Below are 20,073 nucleotides of genomic sequence, written 5' to 3'. Positions count from 1 at the left end.
CGTGGGGCGGCGGCCACGCGCGCAGCCAGCCGCTGGCCGGTCGTGACGATTTGTGGTGCGCGCTGCGCCGATGCGGGGCGTCAGGCTTCGGCGGTCGCGCTGGCGCTGCGGCCGTACTGGACGATCACCCGCGGCAGGTTGGCCAGCGACTCGCTGCTCTGCGCCGCGCCCAGGCGCAGCGCTTCCTTGGGCATGCCGAAGACCACGCAACTGGCTTCGTCCTGGGCCACGGTGCGCGAGCCGGCCTCGCGCATGGCCAGCAGCCCGCGGGCGCCATCGTCACCCATGCCGGTCATGATCACGCCGATGGCGTTCTGCCCGGCGTGGCGTGCGACCGAGCGGAACAGCACGTCCACCGAAGGCTTGTGGCGGTTGACCGGCGGGCCGTCGAAGACCTCGACAAAGTACTGCGCGCCACTGCGCTTGATCTGCATGTGCAGCCCGCCCGGCGCCACCAGCGCCAGGCCGGGCCGCACACGGTCCATGTGCTTGGCCTCGCGCACCTCGATCTTGCAGACGCTGTCGAGGCGCTGGGCGAAGGCGGCGGTGAATTTCTCCGGCATGTGCTGGACGATGACGATGCCCGGGCAATCCACCGGCAATTGCCGTAGCAACACTTCCAGCGCCTGGGTTCCTCCGGTCGAGGTGCCCAGCGCGACCACGCGGTCGGTGGTGGTGAGCAATGCCCTGGCGGCCTGATGCCCGGCATCGGCCAGTGTGTCCGGCGTGGCTTCCCGGGGCGGCGGCTTGCGCGGCATGGCGTGGGGATGGCTGCGCGCGGCCAGTTCGATCTGCTTGATCAGCTCGCCGGAAATCTGCTGCAGGCTCACCTTCAGGCCCAGCTTGGCCTTGGTGAATACGCCAACGGCGCCCGCGGCGAGAGCGTCGAGGGTGATCGCGGCGCCGTCCTCGGTGAGCGTCGAGCAGATGATCGACGGCGTCGGCCGCTCGGCCATGATCTTGCGCAGGAAGGTGATGCCGTCCATGCGCGGCATCTCGACGTCGAGCACCAGCACGTCGGGCCAGTCCTTCTGCATTTTTTCCAGGGCGAACAGCGGGTCGGACGCCTGGCCGATCACCTGAATGTTGGGGTGGCTTTCCAGGCAGGCGGTGAGCACCTGGCGAACCAGCGCCGAGTCGTCGATCAGAAAGACTTTTATTTTTTTACCGGTATCGATCTTCGCGACCATCATCGGTGCATTCCTTGAAAGGTGTCAGAGGCGCTCGAAGACCGAAGGCCTCACATTGCGCACGGGCAAGTCGAAACCGTGCAGGCTTTCAGCGTGGCCGATGAACAAAAGGCCGCCGGGGCGCAGGCGCTCCAGAAGTCGCGCGACCATGGCGAGCTTCTCGTTGGCGGTGAAGTAGATGAGTACGTTGCGCAGGAAGATCACGTCGAACGGCCCGACGCCCTGTGGCAGCGGGCGCGACAGGTTGACCTCGGCGAACGTCACCCGGTGACGCAGCGGCTGGCCGATGCGAAACAGCCCGTCGCTTTCTTCTATGCCGCGCAGGCAATGGCGCTTGAGCCAGCCGGCGGGAAACTGCTGCGCCTGTTCCATGGAGTAGGTGGCCGAGCGCGCCCGCTCCAGCACGCGGCGGCTGAGGTCGCTGGCGAAGATCGACCAGTCCTGCGTGCGGGCATTCTCGGCAACGCACATGGCCATGCTGAAGGCTTCCTCGCCCGAGGAGCTGGCGGCCGACCACAGGTGCAGCGGGCGGCGCTGGCGGCCGACCCACTCGCCGAGCACGTCGAAGTGCTGCGGCTCGCGGAAGAAGTAGGTTTCGTTGGTGGTCAGCAGATCGACGACCAGTCGCCGCTCGTCCTTTTCCACCGGGTTTTCCAGGACTTTCAGGTAGTCGCCGTAACTGCTCAGGCTGCGCGCGCGCAGGCGGCACATCAGCCGCCCGGCCATCAGCGTGCGCTTCTGCTCGGCCATGCGGATGCCCGACGCCTCCAGCATCATCTGCTGGAGGTGGCGGAAATCCTGGTCGCTGAGCTTGGGCAGGTTACGGGTAGGCATCAGCCGGCCTGCTGCGCCAGCGCGAGTTGCAGGATGTCGTCCAGCGACAGCACCCGGCGCACGTCGAGGACGATGGTGAAGCCTCGCTCGTCCCGTGCCATGCCGGCGATGAAGTCGGTGCGGATGCCGGCGCCGAACGCCGGCGCCTGCTCGACGTCGCCGGGTTCGATGTCGAGCACGGCGTCCACCGCATCGACGACCAGGCCGATGTTCTGCTGGGCGTCGTCCAGGTTCAGCTCGATGATCACGATGCAGGTGCGGTTGCCCGCTTCGGTGCGCTCGAAGCCGAAGCGCGCGGCCAGGTCGAGCACCGGCACCACGTTGCCGCGCAGGTTGATCACGCCGTGAATGAAGCCGGGCATCATCGGTACGGTGGTGATCTGGCCGTACTCGATGATCTCCCTGACCAGCTCGATGGGCAGCGCGTAGCGCGCCTGGCGCACGCGGAACGAGAGGTGCTGCACGGCGCCCTGCGGGCTCTCGTGGGCGAGGATCGACGGATTCATGCGGGGCTCCTGTCAGTTGAAGCTGACGAAATGGCCGTCATCATTCTGCAAGCGGGCGACCTTGTGCTCGACACGCTGCGGACGACGCAGTTCGCGCACGTTCTTCGGCGGCTCGTTGCGGCGGGCGGGCGCGGTCGGCTTTTCTTCCAGGCGGAAGTAGCCTATCAGCTCCAGCAACTGGCTGGCCTGGGCGTTCATTTCCTCGGAGGTGGCCGCCAGTTCCTCGGAGGCCGAGGCGTTCTGCTGGGTGATCTGGTTCATCTGGCTCATGGCGATGTTGATCTGCGCCGCGCCGCTGCTCTGCTCCTGCGAGGCCGCGGTGATCTCCTGGACCAGGTCGGAAGTCTTCTGGATGTTCGGCACGATCTGGTCGAGCAGCACGCCGGCCTGCTCGGCCAGGCTCACGCTGTTGCTCGCCACGCCACCGATTTCCTGCGCGGCGACCTGGCTGCGTTCGGCCAGCTTGCGCACTTCGGCGGCCACCACGGCGAAGCCCTTGCCATGGTCGCCGGCACGCGCGGCCTCGATGGCGGCGTTCAGCGCCAGCAGGTTGGTCTGGTAGGCGATGTCGTCGATGATGCCGATCTTGTCGGCGATCTGCTTCATTGCCAGGACCATGTCGCGCACGGCGCGGCCGCCCTCGACCGCATCGTTCGCGGCCTTGCCGGCGATGCCGTCGGTGATCTTCGCGCTCTCCGTGTTCTGCGCGATGGAGGCGGACATCTGCTCCACCGAGGCGCCGGTTTCCTCGACGCTGGCGGCCTGTTCGGTGGCGGCCTGGCTCAGCGACTGCGAGGTGGCGCTGACTTCCTCGGAAGCCGAGGACAGCGAGTCGGCGGCGCTGCGCACATCGCTCATCACCGCGCGCAGGCGTTCGGCCATGTTCTGCATGGAGGCGAGCAGGGCGCCGGTCTCGTCCTTGCTGTCGACCTGGATGTCGACGTTCAGATCGCCCTCGGCCAGCGAGTTGGAGGCGCTGACGGCGCGGTTCAGCGGGCGGGTGATGCTGCGGGTGACGAGCATGCCGATGCCGAAGCCGACCAGCGAGGCGATGATGACCAGGGCGATCATTTGCGTGCGCGAGTCGAAATAGATGGTGGTGATCGCATCGTTCGCTTCACCGGCTCGGGCCTTCTTCACCTCCACCAGTTCACCGAGGATGCGGTCCGCGGCGTTGCCCTCGGCACGCAGCTGCGGCATGAGTGCGCTGAACTCCGTGTTTTCGTTGATGCGCCCGGAATCCTTGTTCAGTTGCAGCATCTGCCGGGCGGTTTTCTCGTAGGACGTCAACTGCGAGACCAGAGCTTCGAGTTTTGCCCGGCTCTCGTCGCTGGTGAAGCTCGATTGCGCCTTGTCGAGGTTCTCGTGCAGGTTCTTGAACGCTTCCTGAACCTGCGCCATGGTCGCGTCGCGCTCCTCTACGGAGGTCGCGAGCAGGCTGCTGCGCAGGTGGCGGCCGGCGTAGACCAGCGCGAGGTTGGCGTTCTGCATGTGGTTCAGCGCCGCCATTTCCCGGGTGTACATCTGGTCCGAGAGCTCGTTGACCTTGCCCAGGTTGACTATGCCCAGGGCGCCGACCAGAGCGGTCAGGATCACCACCAGGGTAAAGCCGGCGATCAGGCGTACGCCGATCTTCATGTTGCGGATGAAATTCATGGTGGTTCTCCTAGGAGCCGAGGGAGTCTTGGTGAGGCTTGGTCGAGCGGAGTTCGCCCGGATTGCTGTCGACGTTCTGCTGCAGCTGGCGGAACAGGCTGGCGATGTCGAGGATCAGGGCGATCTGCCCGGAGCCCAGGATCGTCGAGCCGCTGATGCCTTGCAGGTGCTGGAACAGCAGCCCGAGAGGCTTGATCACGGTCTGCAGCTCACCGTGCAGGTTGTCGACCACCAGGCCGGCCTGTTGCCGGCCGAAGTTGACGACGACGATGTTGCGCCGCTTGCTGTTGCTGGCCGGAAGCTCGAAATGCGCGCCCAGGTCGATGCACGGCAGCGGCTTGCCGCGCAGGTTCAGGTAACCGTATTTGCAGCCGGCCAGCTGGACGTCGTCGAGTTCCAGGCATTCGGTGACCATGTCCAGCGGCACCACGAAGAACTCTTCGCCGAGGTTGACCAGGAAGCCGTCGATGATCGCCAGGGTCAGCGGCAGGCGGATGCGGAAGGTGCAGCCGACGCCGCGCGTGGAGTCGATCTCGACGCTGCCGCGCAGGGCATCAATGGCACTGCGCACCACGTCCATCCCGACGCCACGCCCGGAAAGGTCGGAAACGGCGTCGGCGGTGGAGAAGCCGGCGGCGAAGATCAGCATGTGGATGGCGTGTTCGTCGAGGTTGCTCTGTTCCTCGATCACCCCGCGGGCGATGGCCTTCTCGCGGATACGCTCGGTGTTCAGGCCGTGGCCGTCGTCGGAGATCTCGATGACGATCATCCCCGACTCGTGGTAGGCGTTCAGGCGCAGGTTCCCCTGCGCCGGCTTGCCGGCGGCGGCGCGTTCCTCGGCGGGTTCGATGCCGTGATCGATGGCGTTGCGCACCAGGTGGGTGAGCGGGTCGGCGAGCTTGTCGATCACTGACTTGTCCAGTTCGGTGTCGGCGCCGTGGATGTCCAAGTGGATGTCCTTGCCCAACTTCTGGCTGACGTCGCGGACCACCCGGTGGAAGCGGTTGAAGGTGTCGCCGATCTCGATCATGCGCAGCTTCAGCGCCGCTTCACGGATCTGCTCGACGTGCTGGTTGACCACCTGGGTGCTCTCGATGCAGATCGCATTGCCTTGGGCCTGGGCGTGCAGTTGCGCGCCGGCGGCGCTGATCACCAGTTCGCCGACCAGGTTGATCAGCTCGTCGAGCTTGTTGGCGGCGACGCGAATCTGGCTGCTTTCGCTGGCCTTGCGCTCGCGCGACGACTGCTGCTTGGCCAGCGCGGCATCCACCACCTGCGGCGCCACGCGGCCGCTTTCCACGAGCAGTTCACCGAGTGCCTGCTTGGGCGCGCCGTCGGCGACGTGCGCCTGGGCGGAGAGGCTCTCGGCCAGCTCGTGCTCGGTGAGCAGGCCGCTAGCGACGAGGATCTGGCCGACACGCTCGTCGGTTTCCGGAAGCGCCTGGATCAGCGCGAGGTAATCGCTCAGCGCGCTGTCCGGCGGGAGGATGCGCAGGGTGCAGAAATCCAGGATGAACTCGAAGACTTCCTCGATCTCGGCCTTGCTCGCCTGGGTCTGCAGGTCGATTTCCAGGCCGAGGTGGCAGCTCTCCGGGTCCAGCTCGGCAAGTTCCGGCAGGGCATCGTCGATGACCTCGAGAAAGCGGATTTCGCCCAGCCGCGAGAGGTAGCGAACGAAGGAGGCGAGATCGAAACCGTTGCGCAGCAGATCGGCATGGAAACGCAGGGAAATGTGCCAGTTGCCTTCGCGCGGGGCGCCCGACTCGGCCGCCGGTTCGGCGCTGGCGCCGACCGCTGGCACCTGGCCGCCGTGCTCGGCGAGTGCCGCCAGCAGTTGCGCCTGGTGCGCGTCGTCCACGTCGAGGGTGCCGTTGGAGACGTCGATCAGCTCGACCATGGAGGCGATTTCGTCGAGGCAGCGCAACATCACCGAAATCGCCGCCGGGCTGAGCGTGCGCAGGCCATCGCGGACCTCCATCAGCAGGCTTTCCAGGTGATGGGTGAAGTGCGTGATCGGCGTCAGCGAGAACAGCCCGGCCGAGCCCTTGAGGGTGTGCATGGCGCGGAACAGGCCGTTGATCGCCTCTTCGTCGTGGGGTGTGTCGTCGAGCAGCAGCAGGTATTCCTCGGCCTGCTTGATCAGGTCGCGGCCCTCTTCGATGAATCCCTGCAGCAGTTGGCTCCACTGGTTCTCGTTGAGCATCGTCGTCTCCGGATCAGCTCGCCACGACGGCGGGGTAGAGCGACTGCAGGCGCAGCAGCTGGAACAGCTCGATGACGCTTTCGGCCGGGTTGCACAGGCTCAGGCCGACGTTGGCGCGCTGTTGATGGCGTTGCACCGCGAGCAGCAACTGCACGCCGGCGCTGTCGACTTCCTCCAGCCCGGCGAGGTCCAGCTGCCAGTCGCGTGGCGGCTGCCGGAGCAGCACGTCGAGCAGCGCGGCGTGGGCGTCGCGCACTTCGTAGATGGTCAGCGCGCCGCTCATGTGCAGGCACGCCGGCTGGCTGTCGAGGTCCGCCGTGAGCTGGAACATCTCAGCCGACCAGCTTGTCGACGGCCGCGAGCAGTTGCTGCGGCTGGAAGGGTTTGACGATCCAGGCCTTGGCCCCGGCGGCCTGGCCTTCGGCTTTCTTGTTCTGCTCGCTCTCGGTGGTGAGCATCACGATCGGGGTGAAGCGGTAGTCGCCGAGCGCCTTGACTGCCTTCACCAGGCCGATGCCGTCGAGGTTGGGCATGTTCACGTCGCTGATGATCAGGTTGATCTTGCGCCCGTCGAGCTTGGTCAGCGCGTCGCGTCCATCCACGGCCTCGATCACGGTGTGCCCGGCCCCGGACAGGGTCATCTTCACCAATTGGCGCATGGAGAGAGAGTCGTCGACGATGAGGATGGTCTTGGCCATTGGGTGGTTACCTGGCGGAAGCGGTCAGAAAAAGGTGACGTCGTTTTGCGTCGCGCGGCTCTTTGCGCCGTGGCGCTCTTCGTCGGTGGTGAACTGCTGGCGCAGCTCGTCGAGCCAGCGCTGCGGCTGCGCGAGGCTGCCATCCTGGTCGCGCAGCGCCTGCAGCAGGCGCTGCAGGTCGAGCTGCAGGTGATCGAGCATCTGGTCCGAGCGGTCCTGGAACTGCAGGCCGACGATGATTTCGCGGATGTCGCCCTGGACCATGCGCGCGTCCTGCTGCAGCTGGTCCGAGGTGAGGGTGAGTTCCTGCAGGTTGGCGCTCAGGCCCTGCATGACCTCGCCGGCCACTTCGTCGAGGTAGCGCAGGTTCGCCTCTTCGCTGCTCGAGAGTTCGTCGGCGGCGGTCACCGTGGAGCGGATCGCCTGGTTGATCTCGCCGACTTTCTCGACCATGCGCTGGCCGGTTTCGGCGGAGAGGGTGGAGAGCTTGCGCACTTCGTCGGCGACCACCGAGAAGCCGCGGCCGTATTCGCCGGCGCGGGCGGCCTCGATGGCGGCGTTGAGCGCCAGCAGGTTGGTCTGGCTGGCGATGTCCTGCACGCGCTTGGACATCGCCTGCAATTCGCTGGCATAGGCGTTCAAATGGCCGATGGTGCCAAGCAATTCGCGCTTGCGCCCGTTGGCGCCGTGGAAGGCTTCCACCACCTGGTCGAGACGGGCATGCGCCTGGCGCAGGCTGTTGGTGACACCACCACCGCCGATCACTTCGTCGGAGCTGGACAGGGTCTGGTCGAGGCGCTGGGTGAGGCCGGAGAAGCGTCCGAACAACTGGTCAATGTTGGTCTGCAGCAGGCTGCGTACCTGGCCGAGGTTCTGCTCCCAGGCGGGCAGCACGGCATTCAGCAAGGGCTCCACATCGACGCGCTCGGGCTCGACGACCGGTGCGGCGAACTGCTCCTGCACCTTCGGCTGGCGCGGACGCATCGGCCAGGCGGCTATTGCCACCAGTACGCTACCGGCTACGCTGATCCACGGTGAGAGCAGCAGGCCGGCGAGGCTGATGGCGAGTCCGATCCAGAGGGTGAGATAGGCGAGCAAGAGGGCGATTCCCGGTTGGCGTTGTCAGGCTCGAACGATAGACAGCCATCGTCACCGGCGAAATCAGGGAATCCCCTATGTCGCCTAGGGGTGATCCGCTGTGGCTTAGACAGGGCACCGCAGGCATGATGGCAAACCGCTACGTTCAGAACCGGCCAGCCCGGCCGATAACCGATGAACCAAGGCCCACGGGCTAGCACTACCAGGCAACCCTTTTCAGGAGCGCATCATGGCCGGCATCCTCGATTCAGTGGATCAACGCACGCAGTTGGTGGGCGAGAACCGCCTGGAAATCCTCATGTTCCGCCTGGCGGGGCGGCAGCTCTTCGCGATCAACGTGTTCAAGGTGCAGGAAGTGCTGCAACTGCCACGCCTGACGCTGATGCCGCAGCGCCACCGCTGTGTCTGCGGGGTGATCAACCTGCGCGGGCAGACCCTGCCGGTGATCGACCTGTCTCAGGCGATCGGCATGCGCCCGCTGGTGCCGAACGAGAAGAGCACCATCATCGTCACCGAGTACAACCGCTCGGTGCAGGCCTTCCTGGTCGGCGGCGTCGAACGCATCCTCAACCTCAACTGGGAGTCGATCCTGCCGCCGCCCGGCGGAGCGGGGCGCCAGCACTACCTGACGGCGATCACCAAGACCGATGATCAGCTGGTCGAGATCATCGATGTGGAAAAGGTCCTCGCCGAGATCGTCCCTTACAGCGCCAAGGTCTCCGGCGACCGCCTGGCCGATCCGATCTTCGAGCGTGCCCGCGGTCGCGAAGTGCTGCTGGTGGACGACTCCAACGTGGCGCTCTCGCAGCTCAAGGAAACCCTGTCGCAACTCGGCCTCAAGCTGCACACCGCGAGCGACGGCCTCAAGGGCCTGCAAACGCTGAAGAAGTGGGCCGACGAAGGCCTGGTGATGACCGACAAGCTGCTGATGGTCTTCACCGACGCGGAGATGCCGGAGATGGATGGCTATCGCCTGACCACGGAAATCCGCACCGACCCGCGCCTGAAGGACCTCTATGTGGTGCTGCACACTTCGCTGTCCGGCAGCTTCAACGAAGCCATGGTGAAGAAGGTCGGCTGCGACAACTTCCTCTCCAAGTTCCAGCCCGACAAACTGGTCGACGTGATCCGCGAACGCCTGCTGCTGGACGGCCCGGCCTGACCACGGGCGTTCGCATCGCCTTTTCGCGTGGGCCGGAAGCCGCCCGCGCCTGACGCGATGCAGCTGCCGCGGCGGCGCTTCACGGGTTATCCTCGACGGCCTTTTTTACGTCGCCCAGGATGCCGCCCATGCACCTCTCCGCGCTCTATCGTTTCCCGCTGAAATCCGCCATCGGCGAAGCCTTGTCGGTGTCGCCCGTGGACAGCCTCGGGCTGCACGGCGACCGCCGCTGGCTGGTGGTGGACGCGAGCAACGGGCGCTTCCTCACCCAGCGCCTATTGCCGCAGATGACCCAGCTGCTGGCGCGCTATGCCGCGGACGACGCATTGACCTTGAGCGCGCCGGGCCTCGGCGAGATTCAGGTGGCGGTGCCGGCCGCCGATGCCGAGCTGCGCGGCGTCACCGTCTGGAGCGACAGCTTGCGCGTGCCGGATGCCGGCGACGAGGCCGCGGCCTGGCTCAGCCAGTTGCTCGGGCGTGCCTGCCGCCTGGTCTACCTGCCGGTCGAACGCGCCCGCCAGGTAAACGCCGGCTCCGGCGCGACGCAGGACAGGGTGGCGTTCGCCGACGGATTTCCCCTGCTGCTGATTGGGCAGGCATCGCTGGAAGACCTTTCCACGCGTGTCGGCCGGCCGCTGGAGATGCTGCGTTTCCGGCCCAACCTGGTGGTCGATGGCAGCGCGGCCTACGCCGAGGATGGCTGGAAGCGCATCCGCATCGGCGGCCTGGATTTCCGCGTGGCCAAGGGCTGCTCGCGCTGCATCATGACCACCCTCGATCCGCGCAGCGGCGAACGCAGCGCCGACCGGGAGCCGCTGACCACGCTGAAAACCTATCGCGAGCGCGATGGCGAGGTGTACTTCGGGCAGAACCTGATCTGCGACGGCCGTGGCGTGCTGGAAGTCGGCATGCCGCTGGAACTGCTGGAGTAAGGCCCTTGGCGCAGCGGAGCGGGTCCGCCGCGCCTTTCAGACCGGCATCACTGGTCGTCGAAGAAGCGCTCGTGCCAGTCCACCAACGGCTGCGGCGCGTTGAGCTTCTGGCCGTAGATCACCGCGTAGGTCAGTACGTTCTGCACGTACTGGCGGGTCTCGTCGAACGGAATGCTCTCCACCCAGACATCGAACGCCAGGTGATTGGCACCGCGTAGCCATTGGCGCACGCGGCCGGCGCCGGCGTTATAGGCGGCGGAAGCCAGCACCCGGTTGCCGTTGAACTGCGCGTGCACCTGGCTCAGGTAGGCGGCGCCGAGCTGGATGTTGGTCGCGGGCTGCAGCACGTTGTTCGGGTTGCTCAGCGGAATGCCGAACTTGCGCGCGGTTTCCTTGGCGGTGGCCGGCATCAGCTGCATCAGGCCCATGGCGCCGACACCCGAACGCGCGTCGGCCATGAAGGCGCTCTCCTGGCGGGTGATGGCGAACACCCAGCTGGAATGGATGCCGCGGGCGTTGGCCTGCTGCACCAGATCGGCGCGGTAGGCCATCGGGAAGCGGATATCCAGGTCGTCCCAGTACTGGGCCTGGCTGATGGTGCGGATCGCCGGGAAATACCACTGCATGTCGTAGGCGATTTTTGCCTGGGCGACCATCTCCGCCTGATTGAAGTGGCGGCTGACGTGGTACCACTCGCGCCGCGCATCCACCACCTGGCCGCGCGCGTAGAACTCCAGCGCACGGCGAATGCCGGGGGTGTTCTGCACTTTCTTCACCAGCTTCGGATCGAGCGGCAGCGGTTTGTTGTTCAGCTTGTACGGCGCCTGGATGCGGTCGGCGGCGAGGAAGCCGTAGAAGTCGCGCTCGGCCGCCACCGGCTTGTACAACGCCTGCAGCAACGCGCTCTGCGGCTGCGCCAGTTGCAGGCTGCGTGCCTGCCAGTAGCGCCAGCGGTTGGTCTCGGCGAGTTCCTTGGGCAACCGGCGGGTCAGCTGGTAGGCCTCGTCCCAGCGGCCCAGGCGCAGCAGCAGGCGCAGGCGCCACTCGGCGACGGTCGGGTCGCGCAGGTCGGGGTCGTACTGGGTCATCACGCCGAGGGCGCGGGGGTCGAAGCTCTTCGCCAGGGTCAGGCCGATCTCGCGGGCGATGGAAACCTTCTCTTCCTTGGAGAAGGCCATCTGCCGGGCGTAGCCGTCGAGCAGGGCGAGGGCCTTTTCCGGGTCCTGGCGCGCCAGCCGGCGCAGGCCGAGGCCGACGACATCGCCCATGGCCTCGTCGGCCGGAACGAAGCGGCCGGTCTGGGTGAGCATCTGCGGCTTCTGCGACACATCGATCAGCAATTGCGCCTGGTTCTGCAGGGTCGGCAGGGTTTTCGCCAGGTGGCTGGCGAGCCCGTAGTTGCGCGCCTCGGCCGCCAGCTTGGTGCGCTGCCAGCGCTTGGCCTCGGTGAGCTGGCCGGCGGCGGCCCATTGGTCGAACAGCACATCGCAGGCGGCCGGCTGGGATTTTCCCACCAGCCAGAGCTTCTCGGCGGTCGCATAGCCTTCGGCGGTCAGGCCGTGGGCGAGCTGGTACTGGCCGTTCAGGCAGTCCAGCTCGGTGAAGTTCATCGACCTGTCGTAATGGGCGACGAAGGTCTTCCAGTCGCCACGCTCGGCCAGCCAGCGCAACCAGCGCAGCTTCATCCAGTTGGCCTGGGGCAGGTCGCCGTGTTGGTCGAGGAACCGCTCGATTTCCTCGTTGCTGGCCCATTTCAGGCGCGCGGTGAGTTCGTCGTAGGCCAGATAGGGTTCCAGCGGGTAATCCTTCAGCGCGCCGGCGTAGCGCTGGTAGGGAGCGCTGTCGCCCTTCGCCAGGGCGGCCTTCGCCTGGTCGTACATTTGCCGTTGCTCGGGGAGCGAGGCGGCCTGTGCGACGTCGAGCGTGGTGGCAGTGAGGAGCAAACAGGACAAAAGACTGAACAGACGACCGCGCATGACACTTCCGGGCAGAAAAGGGCCTAGCTTAGCCTGATGCGCCAGGCAGTTAAACGCGGGGCTGTAACAGCCGATGAAGGGAATAACTTCGCCGGTGGGAGCGCCTGGCAGGGTGTGCTGCTGATATCATGCGCGGCCCGTTTTTGAAGAAGATCGTCATGACCCTGCTCAAGCTCTCCGATGTCTCTCTCGCCTATGGCACCACGCCGCTGCTGGACCAGGTTTCCTGGCAGATCGCGCGCGGCGAGCGGGTCTGCATCATCGGCCGTAACGGCACCGGCAAGTCGAGCATGCTGCGGGTGATCAAGGGCGAGCAGTCGGTCGATGATGGCGATGTCTGGCGCGCGCCGGGCCTGAAGATCGGCGAGCTGCCGCAGGAACTGCCACGGGCCGACGAGCGGACCGTGTTCGACGTGGTCGCCGAGGGCCTGGCCGGTGTCGGCGAGTTGCTCGCGCAGTACCACCACCTGAGCCAGAACATCAACGACCAGGACGACCTGGACAAGCTCATGCATGTCCAGCAGGACCTCGAGGCCCGCGACGGCTGGCGCCTGCAGCAACTGGTCGACAGCACCCTCAGCCGCCTGCAACTGCCGGCCGACAAGACCCTCGCCGAGCTTTCCGGCGGCTGGCGGCGACGCGTGCTGCTGGCCCAGGCGCTGGTCGCCGAGCCGGACCTGCTGCTGCTCGACGAGCCCACCAACCACCTCGACATCGGCGCCATCGCCTGGCTGGAAGAGGCGTTGATGGGCTTCCCGGGCGCGGTGCTGTTCATCACCCACGACCGCTCATTCCTGCAGAACCTGGCCACGCGCATCCTCGAGCTGGACCGCGGCCACCTGATCGACTGGAACGGCGACTACGCCTCCTTCCTGGTGCACAAGGAGCAGCAACTGGCGGCCGAAGAGACCGCCAACGCGCTGTTCGACAAGAAGCTCGCCCAGGAGGAAGTCTGGATTCGCCAGGGCATCAAGGCCCGCCGTACGCGCAACGAAGGCCGCGTGCGCGCCCTCAAGGAAATGCGCAACGAGCGCCGCGAGCGTCGCGAACGCCAGGGCAAGGCGAGTTTCCAGGTGGAAACCGCGGACAAGTCCGGCAAACAGGTGATCGTCGTCGAGCACGTCAGCTTCGCCCATCCCGGCGGCCCGAAGCTGATCGACGATTTTTCCATGGCCCTGCAACGCGGCGACCGCATCGGCCTGCTCGGCGCCAACGGCACCGGCAAGACCACGCTGCTCAAGCTGCTGCTGGGCGACCTGCAACCCACCAGCGGCAAGGTGTCCATCGGCACCAAGCTGGAAGTCGCCTATTTCGACCAGTTGCGTCATGCGCTGGAGCTGGAAAAGACGGTGATCGACAACCTCGCCGAAGGGCGCGATTTCATCGAGATCGACGGGCAGAACCGTCACGTGCTGAGTTACCTCGGCGACTTCCTGTTCAGCCCGCAGCGGGCCCGCACGCCGGTCAAGGCGCTGTCCGGCGGCGAACGCGCGCGGCTGCTGTTGGCCAAGCTGTTCAGCAAGCCGGCCAACCTGCTGGTGCTCGACGAACCGACCAACGACCTCGACGTGGAAACCCTCGAGCTGCTCGAGGAAGTGCTGCTGAGCTTCAAGGGCACGGTGCTGATGGTCAGCCATGACCGGGCTTTTCTCGATAACGTGGTCACCAGCACGCTGGTGTTCCAGGGCAACGGCGTGGTGCGCGAGTACGTCGGCGGTTATCTCGACTGGCTGCGCCAGGGCGGTTCGCCGCGCCTGCTGGGGGTCGGTGACAGCCGTCCGGAGAAGGCCGAGCCGGTGAAAGCCCCTGCACCGGTCGAAACTGCCGCACCCGCGCCGGCGAAGAAGAAGCTCAGCTATAAATTGCAGCGCGAGCTGGAGGCGCTGCCGGGCCAGATCGACGCCGTGGAGCAGCGCATCGCCGCAGTGCAGGCACAGATCGCCGATCCGGCCTTCTACCAGCGCCCGGCGGAGGAAACCCGCGACGTGCTGGCGCAGGTCGACAGCCTGCAGGCAGAACTCGATACCTTGCTCGAGCGCTGGGCCGAATTGGAAGAATGAGCCGGGAGTAAGCAGTCAGCATGGCCATCGAATACCGCGTCAGCCTGGATGATGAGCATTCGTTCAGTTACCTGATTCAGCTCGATCGCGACTACGACGACGAGCGTGCCGCCGCCGCGCCGAAGTGGACGCGCCTCGCTCACGAACGTTGCAGCAACTGCCCGCTGGAGCCCGAGCGCTTCAGCCATTGCCCGGCGGCGGTCGACATCCATCGGGTGATCGAGGATTTCCACGGCCTGCCGGCGTTCACCAAGGCGCACGTCTGGGTACGCACGCCGGAGCGCGAGTACAGCAAGCTGGTCGGTCTGGAGGAGGGCCTGCGTGCGCTGCTCGGAGTGATCATGGCGACCAGCGCCTGCCCGATCCTCGCCAGCCTCAAGCCGATGGCCCAGCAGCATCTGCCCTTCGCCAGCAACCAGGAATTCGCCCTGCGCGCCGTTTCGTTGTACCTGACGCGGCAGTATTTCAACCTGCGCGAAGGGCGCCACGCGGACTGGGAACTCAAGGGGCTGGTGCGGGTGTTCCAGCAGCTGCAGCTGGTCAACCAGGCGTTCTGGCAGCGTATCCATGACACCTGCGAGGGCGACTCCAACCTCAAGGCGTTCCTGACGTTCTTCTCCATGGCGTCGAGCATGACCTACTCGCTGGAGACCCAGTTGCAGAAGATTCGTCCACAGGTGATGAGTGCCGGAGACGGCATCGAGGCGTTGCCGTTCACCTCGCGGCGCGGCGACTGAAAGGATGGCGGGCGAGGCAGGCTCGCCCGCGCGGAACTCACTGGTCCTTGGTCAGGCGGACCGCCAGCACGTCGCAGGGCGCGCCATGCAGGACATCGTTGGCGGTGGAGCCCAGCAGCAGCGCAAGGCCATGGCGGCCATGGCTACCGACCACGATGAGGTCGCACTTCTGCTCGGCGGCGAGGCGGTGGATCTCCTGACGTGGCTGGCCGTAGGCGAGGTGGCGATGCTCCGGGGTGAGCTCCGGATAGCGGCTGGCGAAGCCGTCCAGGCGCTCGCGGGCCTGATCGAACTGCTGCTGCTGGAGCATCGACAGGTCCATCGGTACGTCGCCGCCGAACGCCATGGCCATGGGTTCGACGATGTGCACCAGGGAAAGCTGCGCTCCACTGCTCGCCGCCAGTGCCTGGGCGCGGCGCATGACCGGATGACACTCGTCGGCCAGATCGATGGCCACCAGGATGTGCTGGTACGTCATGAGGTGTTTCCTCCTTGGATGTTTGTCTCTTATTAGATGCCGCTGTCGGGCGCCTTGCCATGCTTTTTTATCAGGATGTCGCTTGTGACGCTGTGGATCATATTGCTGCTCGCCGTGCTGCTCAGCCCGCTGGTATGGCTGCTGCCTTCGCACCGTCAGCGCGGGCAGATGGACGTTCGCCTGGCTGCCCGGCGCCGCGGGCTCGCCATGAACCTGTCGCGGCAGGACTGGCCGCACTGGCTTGAACGCACGCCGCCGAATCCGTGCGCACAGTATCACCGTGCCCGCCGTCCCGGGCGCAGCGATACCTGGTCGTACTGGCAGAGCCCATCTGGTGAATGGCTGAACCAGTGGCGTGAGCCCTGCAAGGACGAGCGACTGCTCGCGCAGTTCGCCAGCCTGCCCGCGGATGCCTACCGCATCGAGGCGGGTGTGCAGATGATCGGTATCTGCTGGGGAGAACGCGGCGGTGCCGAGGATCTGGACAGGCTTGCGGCAGTACTGGGCGCTCTGGCCTGACGGCTGATTTCTTCTTCCTGCCGACCTGGGCGCGGCTTCTTCCCCGATCTTCTACGCTCAGCGTTCCACTCTACCGGAGGGCGCACGGCGAGCTATCGCCCAGCAAAAGTCTGGCGGCGGCGGTCAAACCGATAGCCAATTGACAAGCACACGCTTTTCCGAGAAGGTGTGCTACCCAAATCAAACGGGCGTATGAATTGAGCGTTTGCCTTGCGGCGCTCTAGAACAACAACCCGAAGATCGCGTCGGAGGGTGTGCCAGCAGTGTCGGATTTCACTCGACGGCCAAGCCGCGGGAAATCCAGTGTCGGTGTCCGATGTGTACTGTTCAGCTTCCATTTCGTGGAGATCAGTTGATGATTTACGAAGGTAAAGCCATCACGGTTAAGGCTCTTGAGGGTGGCATCGTCGAATTGAATTTCGACCTCAAGGGTGAGTCCGTCAACAAATTCAACCGCGTCACGCTGAGCGAATTGCGCCAGTCCGTGGACGCCATCAAGGCAGACGGCTCGATCAAGGGCGTCGTCGTCACCAGTGGCAAGGACGTATTCATCGTCGGCGCCGACATCACCGAGTTCGTCGACAACTTCAAGTTGTCCGACGAGGAGCTGATTGCCGGCAACCTCGAAGCCAACAAGATCTTCAGCGATTTCGAAGACCTCGCGGTGCCGACCGTCGTCGCCATCAACGGCATCGCCCTCGGCGGCGGCCTGGAAATGTGCCTGGCCGCCGACTACCGCGTCGCCTCCGAGACCGCGAAAATCGGCCTGCCGGAAGTCAAGCTGGGCATCTACCCGGGCTTCGGCGGCACCGTGCGCCTGCCGCGCATCGTCGGCACCGACAACGCCATCGAGTGGATCGCCTCGGGCAAGGAAAACCGTGCCGAAGACGCGCTGAAAGTCGGCGCCGTCGACGCCGTGGTCAAGGCTGACAAGCTCAAGGAAGCGGCTCTGGACCTGGTCAAGCGCGCCATCTCCGGCGAACTGGACTTCAAGGCCAAGCGTCAGCCCAAGCTGGAGAAGATCAAGCTCAACGCCATCGAGCAGATGATGGCCTTCGAAACCGCCAAGGGTTTCGTCGCCGGCCAGGCCGGTCCGAACTACCCGGCGCCGGTCGAGGCGATCAAGACCATCCAGAAGGCCGCGAACTTCGGTCGCGAGAAGGCGCTGGAAGTCGAGGCCGCCGGCTTCGTGAAACTGGCCAAGACGCCGGTTGCCGCGAGCCTCATCGGCCTGTTCCTGAACGATCAGGAACTGAAGAAGAAAGCCAAGCAGTACGACGAAGTCGCCAAGGACGTGAAACTGGCCGCCGTACTCGGCGCCGGCATCATGGGCGGCGGCATCGCCTACCAGTCGGCGTCGAAAGGCACGCCGATCCTGATGAAGGACATCCGCGAGGAAGCCATCCAGCTCGGTCTGGGTGAAGCCTCGAAGCTGCTCGGCAAACAGGTCGAGAAGGGCCGTTTGACGCCGGCGAAGATGGCTACCGCACTGAGCGCCATCCGTCCGACCCTGTCCTACGGCGATTTCGGCAACGTCGACATCGTCGTCGAGGCCGTGGTCGAGAACCCGAAGATCAAGCAGTCCGTACTTGCCGAAGTGGAAGGCCAGGTCAAGGAAGACGCGATCATCGCGTCGAACACCTCGACCATCTCCATCAGCCTGCTGGCCCAGGCGCTCAAGCGCCCCGAGAACTTCTGCGGCATGCACTTCTTTAACCCGGTGCACATGATGCCGCTGGTGGAAGTGATCCGTGGCGAGAAGACCGGTGAAACGGCCATCGCCACCACCGTTGCCTACGCCAAGAAGATGGGCAAGAGCCCGATCGTGGTCAACGACTGCCCGGGCTTCCTGGTCAACCGCGTGCTGTTCCCGTACTTCGGCGGTTTCGCCAAGCTGCTCAGCTTCGGCGTCGATTTCGTCCGCATCGACAAGGTGATGGAGAAGTTCGGCTGGCCGATGGGCCCGGCGTACCTCTCCGACGTGGTCGGCATCGACACCGGCCACCACGGGCGCGACGTCATGGCCGAGGGTTTCCCGGACCGCATGGCGGTGGAAGGCAAGACCGCCGTCGACGTCATGTACGAGGCCAACCGCCTCGGCCAGAAGAACGGCAAGGGCTTCTACGCCTACGAGACCGACAAGAAGGGCAAGCCGAAGAAGGTCGTCGATCCGCAGGCCTACGAGATCCTCAAGCCGATCGTCACCGAGCAGCGTGAAGTGACCGACGAGGACATCGTCAACTTCATGATGATCCCGCTGTGCCTGGAGACCGTGCGCTGCCTGGAAGACGGCATCGTCGAAACCGCCGCCGAGGCCGACATGGGCCTGATCTACGGCATCGGCTTCCCGCCCTTCCGTGGGGGCGCGCTGCGCTATGTCGATTCCATCGGTGTCGCCGAATTCGTCGCGCTGGCCGACAAGTACGCCGACCTGGGCCCGCTGTATCACCCGACTGAAAAGCTTCGCGAAATGGCCAAGAGCGGCCAGAAGTTCTTCGGTTAAGAGAGCGAGAGACTATTTATGAGCCTGAATCCGAGAGACGCCGTCATTGTCGACTTCGGCCGCACGCCGATGGGCCGATCCAAGGGTGGCATGCACCGCAACACCCGCGCCGAAGACATGTCCGCGCACCTGATCAGCAAGTTGCTGGAACGTAACGGCAAGGTCGATCCGGCCGAAGTCGAGGACGTGATCTGGGGCTGCGTCAACCAGACCCTGGAGCAGGGCTGGAACATCGCGCGCATGGCCTCGCTGATGACCCAGATCCCGCACACCAGCGCCGGGCAAACCGTCAGCCGCCTGTGCGGTTCGTCGATGAGCGCGCTGCACACCGCCGTCCAGGCGATCCAGACCGGCAACGGCGACGTCTTCGTCGTCGGCGGCGTGGAGCACATGGGCCACGTCGGCATGATGCACGGCGTAGACCCGAACCCGCACCTGTCCCTGTATGCCGCCAAGGCCTCGGGGATGATGGGCCTGACCGCTGAAATGCTCGGCAAGATGCACGGCATCAGCCGCGAGGCCCAGGACCAGTTCGGTGTGCGTTCGCACCAGCTGGCCCACAAGGCCACCGTCGAAGGCAAGTTCAAGGATGAAATCATCCCGATGCAGGGCTACGACGAGAACGGCTTCCTGAAAGTCTTCGACTATGACGAAACCATTCGTCCGGAGACCACCCTCGAAAGCCTGGCGGCGCTGAAGCCGGCGTTCAACCCGAAAGGCGGTACCGTGACCGCGGGGACGTCTTCGCAGATCACCGACGGCGCATCCTGCATGATCGTCATGTCGGCACAGCGCGCCCAGGACCTCGGCATCCAGCCGCTGGCCGTGGTGCGTGCGATGGCGGTGGCGGGCGTGGACCCGGCTATCATGGGCTACGGCCCGGTTCCGGCGACCAAGAAGGCGCTGGCGCGTGCTGGCCTGAGCATAGACGACATCGATTTCGTCGAGCTCAACGAGGCCTTCGCGGCGCAGGCACTGCCGGTGCTCAAGGACCTGAAACTCCTCGACAAGATGGAGCAGAAGGTCAACCTGCATGGCGGCGCCATCGCCCTGGGTCACCCGTTCGGCTGTTCCGGTGCGCGGATTTCCGGCACCCTGTTGAACGTGATGAAACAGAACGGCGGTACCTTCGGTGTGTCTACCATGTGCATCGGCCTTGGTCAGGGCATCACCACTGTGTTCGAACGCGTCTAACTCGCTCGGCACGTGAAGCCGGGGCCAGGTGCCCCGGCTTTTTATTTTCTCGGCTGCGGTTTTTCCGCGCTGATCGAGCAGCGAGGCGACATGACTCTACAACCCGGCCTTTACCGTCATTACAAGGGGCCCGAGTACCGAGTGATCGGTGTCGCGCGGCATTCCGAGACGGAGGAGGAGATGGTCGTGTACCAGGCGCTGTACGGCGAGTTCGGCTTCTGGGTACGCCCTCTGAGCCTGTTTTGCGAGACGGTCGACGTGGACGGCGAACAGGTTCCGCGCTTTGCTCTGATTCGCGCCGACGCAGCCTCTTTCGAGCTTTAGCAA

The 20,073-nt window shown here is 65.3% G+C and carries 18 protein-coding genes; 8 read left to right on the top strand and 10 right to left on the bottom strand.

What is annotated here, in order from left to right; genetic code table 11:
- Positions 1-80: 80 nt before the first annotated feature.
- From BLV15_RS19195 to BLV15_RS19160, 8 genes are read right to left on the bottom strand one after another with little or no spacing between them, the layout of a single operon-like run.
- The gene (locus tag BLV15_RS19195) at positions 81-1,193 is read right to left on the bottom strand and encodes a protein-glutamate methylesterase/protein-glutamine glutaminase (RefSeq protein WP_245728233.1); all 1,113 of its coding nucleotides are present in this window, start codon (positions 1,191-1,193) and stop codon (positions 81-83) included.
- Between the two features lie 21 nt (positions 1,194-1,214).
- A complete protein-coding gene (locus BLV15_RS19190; RefSeq protein WP_090231307.1) occupies positions 1,215-2,024 on the bottom strand; it encodes a CheR family methyltransferase in 810 nt (269 codons plus the stop codon).
- Positions 2,024-2,530, bottom strand: a complete 507-nt coding sequence (locus BLV15_RS19185) for a chemotaxis protein CheW (protein WP_090231306.1) — start codon at positions 2,528-2,530, stop codon at positions 2,024-2,026. The genes BLV15_RS19190 and BLV15_RS19185 overlap by 1 nt, the downstream gene beginning before the upstream one ends.
- A gap of 12 nt (positions 2,531-2,542) precedes the next feature.
- Positions 2,543-4,186, bottom strand: a complete 1,644-nt coding sequence (locus BLV15_RS19180; RefSeq protein WP_090231305.1) for a methyl-accepting chemotaxis protein — start codon at positions 4,184-4,186, stop codon at positions 2,543-2,545.
- Positions 4,187-4,196: 10 nt separating this feature from the next.
- The gene (locus tag BLV15_RS19175; RefSeq protein ID WP_090231304.1) at positions 4,197-6,389 is read right to left on the bottom strand and encodes a chemotaxis protein CheA; all 2,193 of its coding nucleotides are present in this window, start codon (positions 6,387-6,389) and stop codon (positions 4,197-4,199) included.
- A gap of 13 nt (positions 6,390-6,402) precedes the next feature.
- Positions 6,403-6,720 (bottom strand): STAS domain-containing protein, encoded by a 318-nt coding sequence (locus BLV15_RS19170; RefSeq protein ID WP_090231303.1) that lies wholly within the window; start codon positions 6,718-6,720, stop codon positions 6,403-6,405.
- Position 6,721: 1 nt separating this feature from the next.
- Positions 6,722-7,087 carry a response regulator gene (locus BLV15_RS19165; protein ID WP_090231302.1) on the bottom strand — a complete coding sequence of 122 codons (366 nt, stop codon included), beginning with the start codon at positions 7,085-7,087 and terminating at the stop codon, positions 6,722-6,724.
- 24 nt (positions 7,088-7,111) lie between these two features.
- The gene (locus BLV15_RS19160; protein ID WP_139210759.1) at positions 7,112-8,071 is read right to left on the bottom strand and encodes a methyl-accepting chemotaxis protein; all 960 of its coding nucleotides are present in this window, start codon (positions 8,069-8,071) and stop codon (positions 7,112-7,114) included.
- 343 nt (positions 8,072-8,414) lie between these two features.
- Between BLV15_RS19160 and BLV15_RS19155 the strand changes: the two genes are divergently transcribed.
- Together BLV15_RS19155 and BLV15_RS19150 are read left to right on the top strand one after the other, a co-directional pair.
- Positions 8,415-9,347, top strand: a complete 933-nt coding sequence (locus BLV15_RS19155) for a chemotaxis protein CheV (RefSeq protein WP_090231300.1) — start codon at positions 8,415-8,417, stop codon at positions 9,345-9,347.
- 128 nt (positions 9,348-9,475) lie between these two features.
- The gene (locus BLV15_RS19150; RefSeq protein ID WP_407072447.1) at positions 9,476-10,279 is read left to right on the top strand and encodes an MOSC domain-containing protein; all 804 of its coding nucleotides are present in this window, start codon (positions 9,476-9,478) and stop codon (positions 10,277-10,279) included.
- Positions 10,280-10,326: 47 nt separating this feature from the next.
- Here BLV15_RS19150 and BLV15_RS19145 read toward each other — a convergent pair whose 3' ends face one another.
- Complete coding sequence (locus BLV15_RS19145; protein ID WP_090231298.1) at positions 10,327-12,255, bottom strand: transglycosylase SLT domain-containing protein; 1,929 nt, start codon at positions 12,253-12,255, stop codon at positions 10,327-10,329.
- A 158-nt stretch (positions 12,256-12,413) separates the two neighbouring features.
- Here BLV15_RS19145 and BLV15_RS19140 point away from each other — a divergent pair, with 158 nt between their 5' ends.
- Positions 12,414-14,315 carry an ATP-binding cassette domain-containing protein gene (locus tag BLV15_RS19140; RefSeq protein WP_090231357.1) on the top strand — a complete coding sequence of 634 codons (1,902 nt, stop codon included), beginning with the start codon at positions 12,414-12,416 and terminating at the stop codon, positions 14,313-14,315.
- A 20-nt stretch (positions 14,316-14,335) separates the two neighbouring features.
- On the top strand, positions 14,336-15,052 hold the full coding sequence (locus BLV15_RS19135; protein ID WP_090231297.1) for a DUF6901 family protein: 717 nt from the start codon (positions 14,336-14,338) through the stop codon (positions 15,050-15,052).
- Positions 15,053-15,089: 37 nt separating this feature from the next.
- Here BLV15_RS19135 and BLV15_RS19130 read toward each other — a convergent pair whose 3' ends face one another.
- Positions 15,090-15,530, bottom strand: coding sequence for a universal stress protein (locus tag BLV15_RS19130; protein ID WP_090231296.1), 441 nt, complete (start codon positions 15,528-15,530; stop codon positions 15,090-15,092).
- Between the two features lie 84 nt (positions 15,531-15,614).
- Between BLV15_RS19130 and BLV15_RS19125 the strand changes: the two genes are divergently transcribed.
- From BLV15_RS19125 to BLV15_RS19110, 4 genes are all read left to right on the top strand, one after another.
- Positions 15,615-16,049, top strand: a complete 435-nt coding sequence (locus tag BLV15_RS19125; RefSeq protein WP_090231295.1) for a hypothetical protein — start codon at positions 15,615-15,617, stop codon at positions 16,047-16,049.
- Positions 16,050-16,404: 355 nt separating this feature from the next.
- On the top strand, positions 16,405-18,552 hold the full coding sequence (gene fadB, locus BLV15_RS19120) for a fatty acid oxidation complex subunit alpha FadB (protein WP_090231294.1): 2,148 nt from the start codon (positions 16,405-16,407) through the stop codon (positions 18,550-18,552).
- Positions 18,553-18,570: 18 nt separating this feature from the next.
- A complete protein-coding gene (gene fadA, locus BLV15_RS19115) occupies positions 18,571-19,746 on the top strand; it encodes an acetyl-CoA C-acyltransferase FadA (protein WP_090231293.1) in 1,176 nt (391 codons plus the stop codon).
- Between the two features lie 90 nt (positions 19,747-19,836).
- Positions 19,837-20,070 (top strand): DUF1653 domain-containing protein, encoded by a 234-nt coding sequence (locus BLV15_RS19110; protein ID WP_090231292.1) that lies wholly within the window; start codon positions 19,837-19,839, stop codon positions 20,068-20,070.
- Positions 20,071-20,073: the final 3 nt, after the last annotated feature.

Origin of the sequence: Pseudomonas kuykendallii (assembly GCF_900106975.1) — a bacterium.
Classification (GTDB): domain Bacteria; phylum Pseudomonadota; class Gammaproteobacteria; order Pseudomonadales; family Pseudomonadaceae; genus Pseudomonas_O; species Pseudomonas_O kuykendallii.
This window is presented reverse-complemented; position numbering and strand designations above follow the sequence as displayed.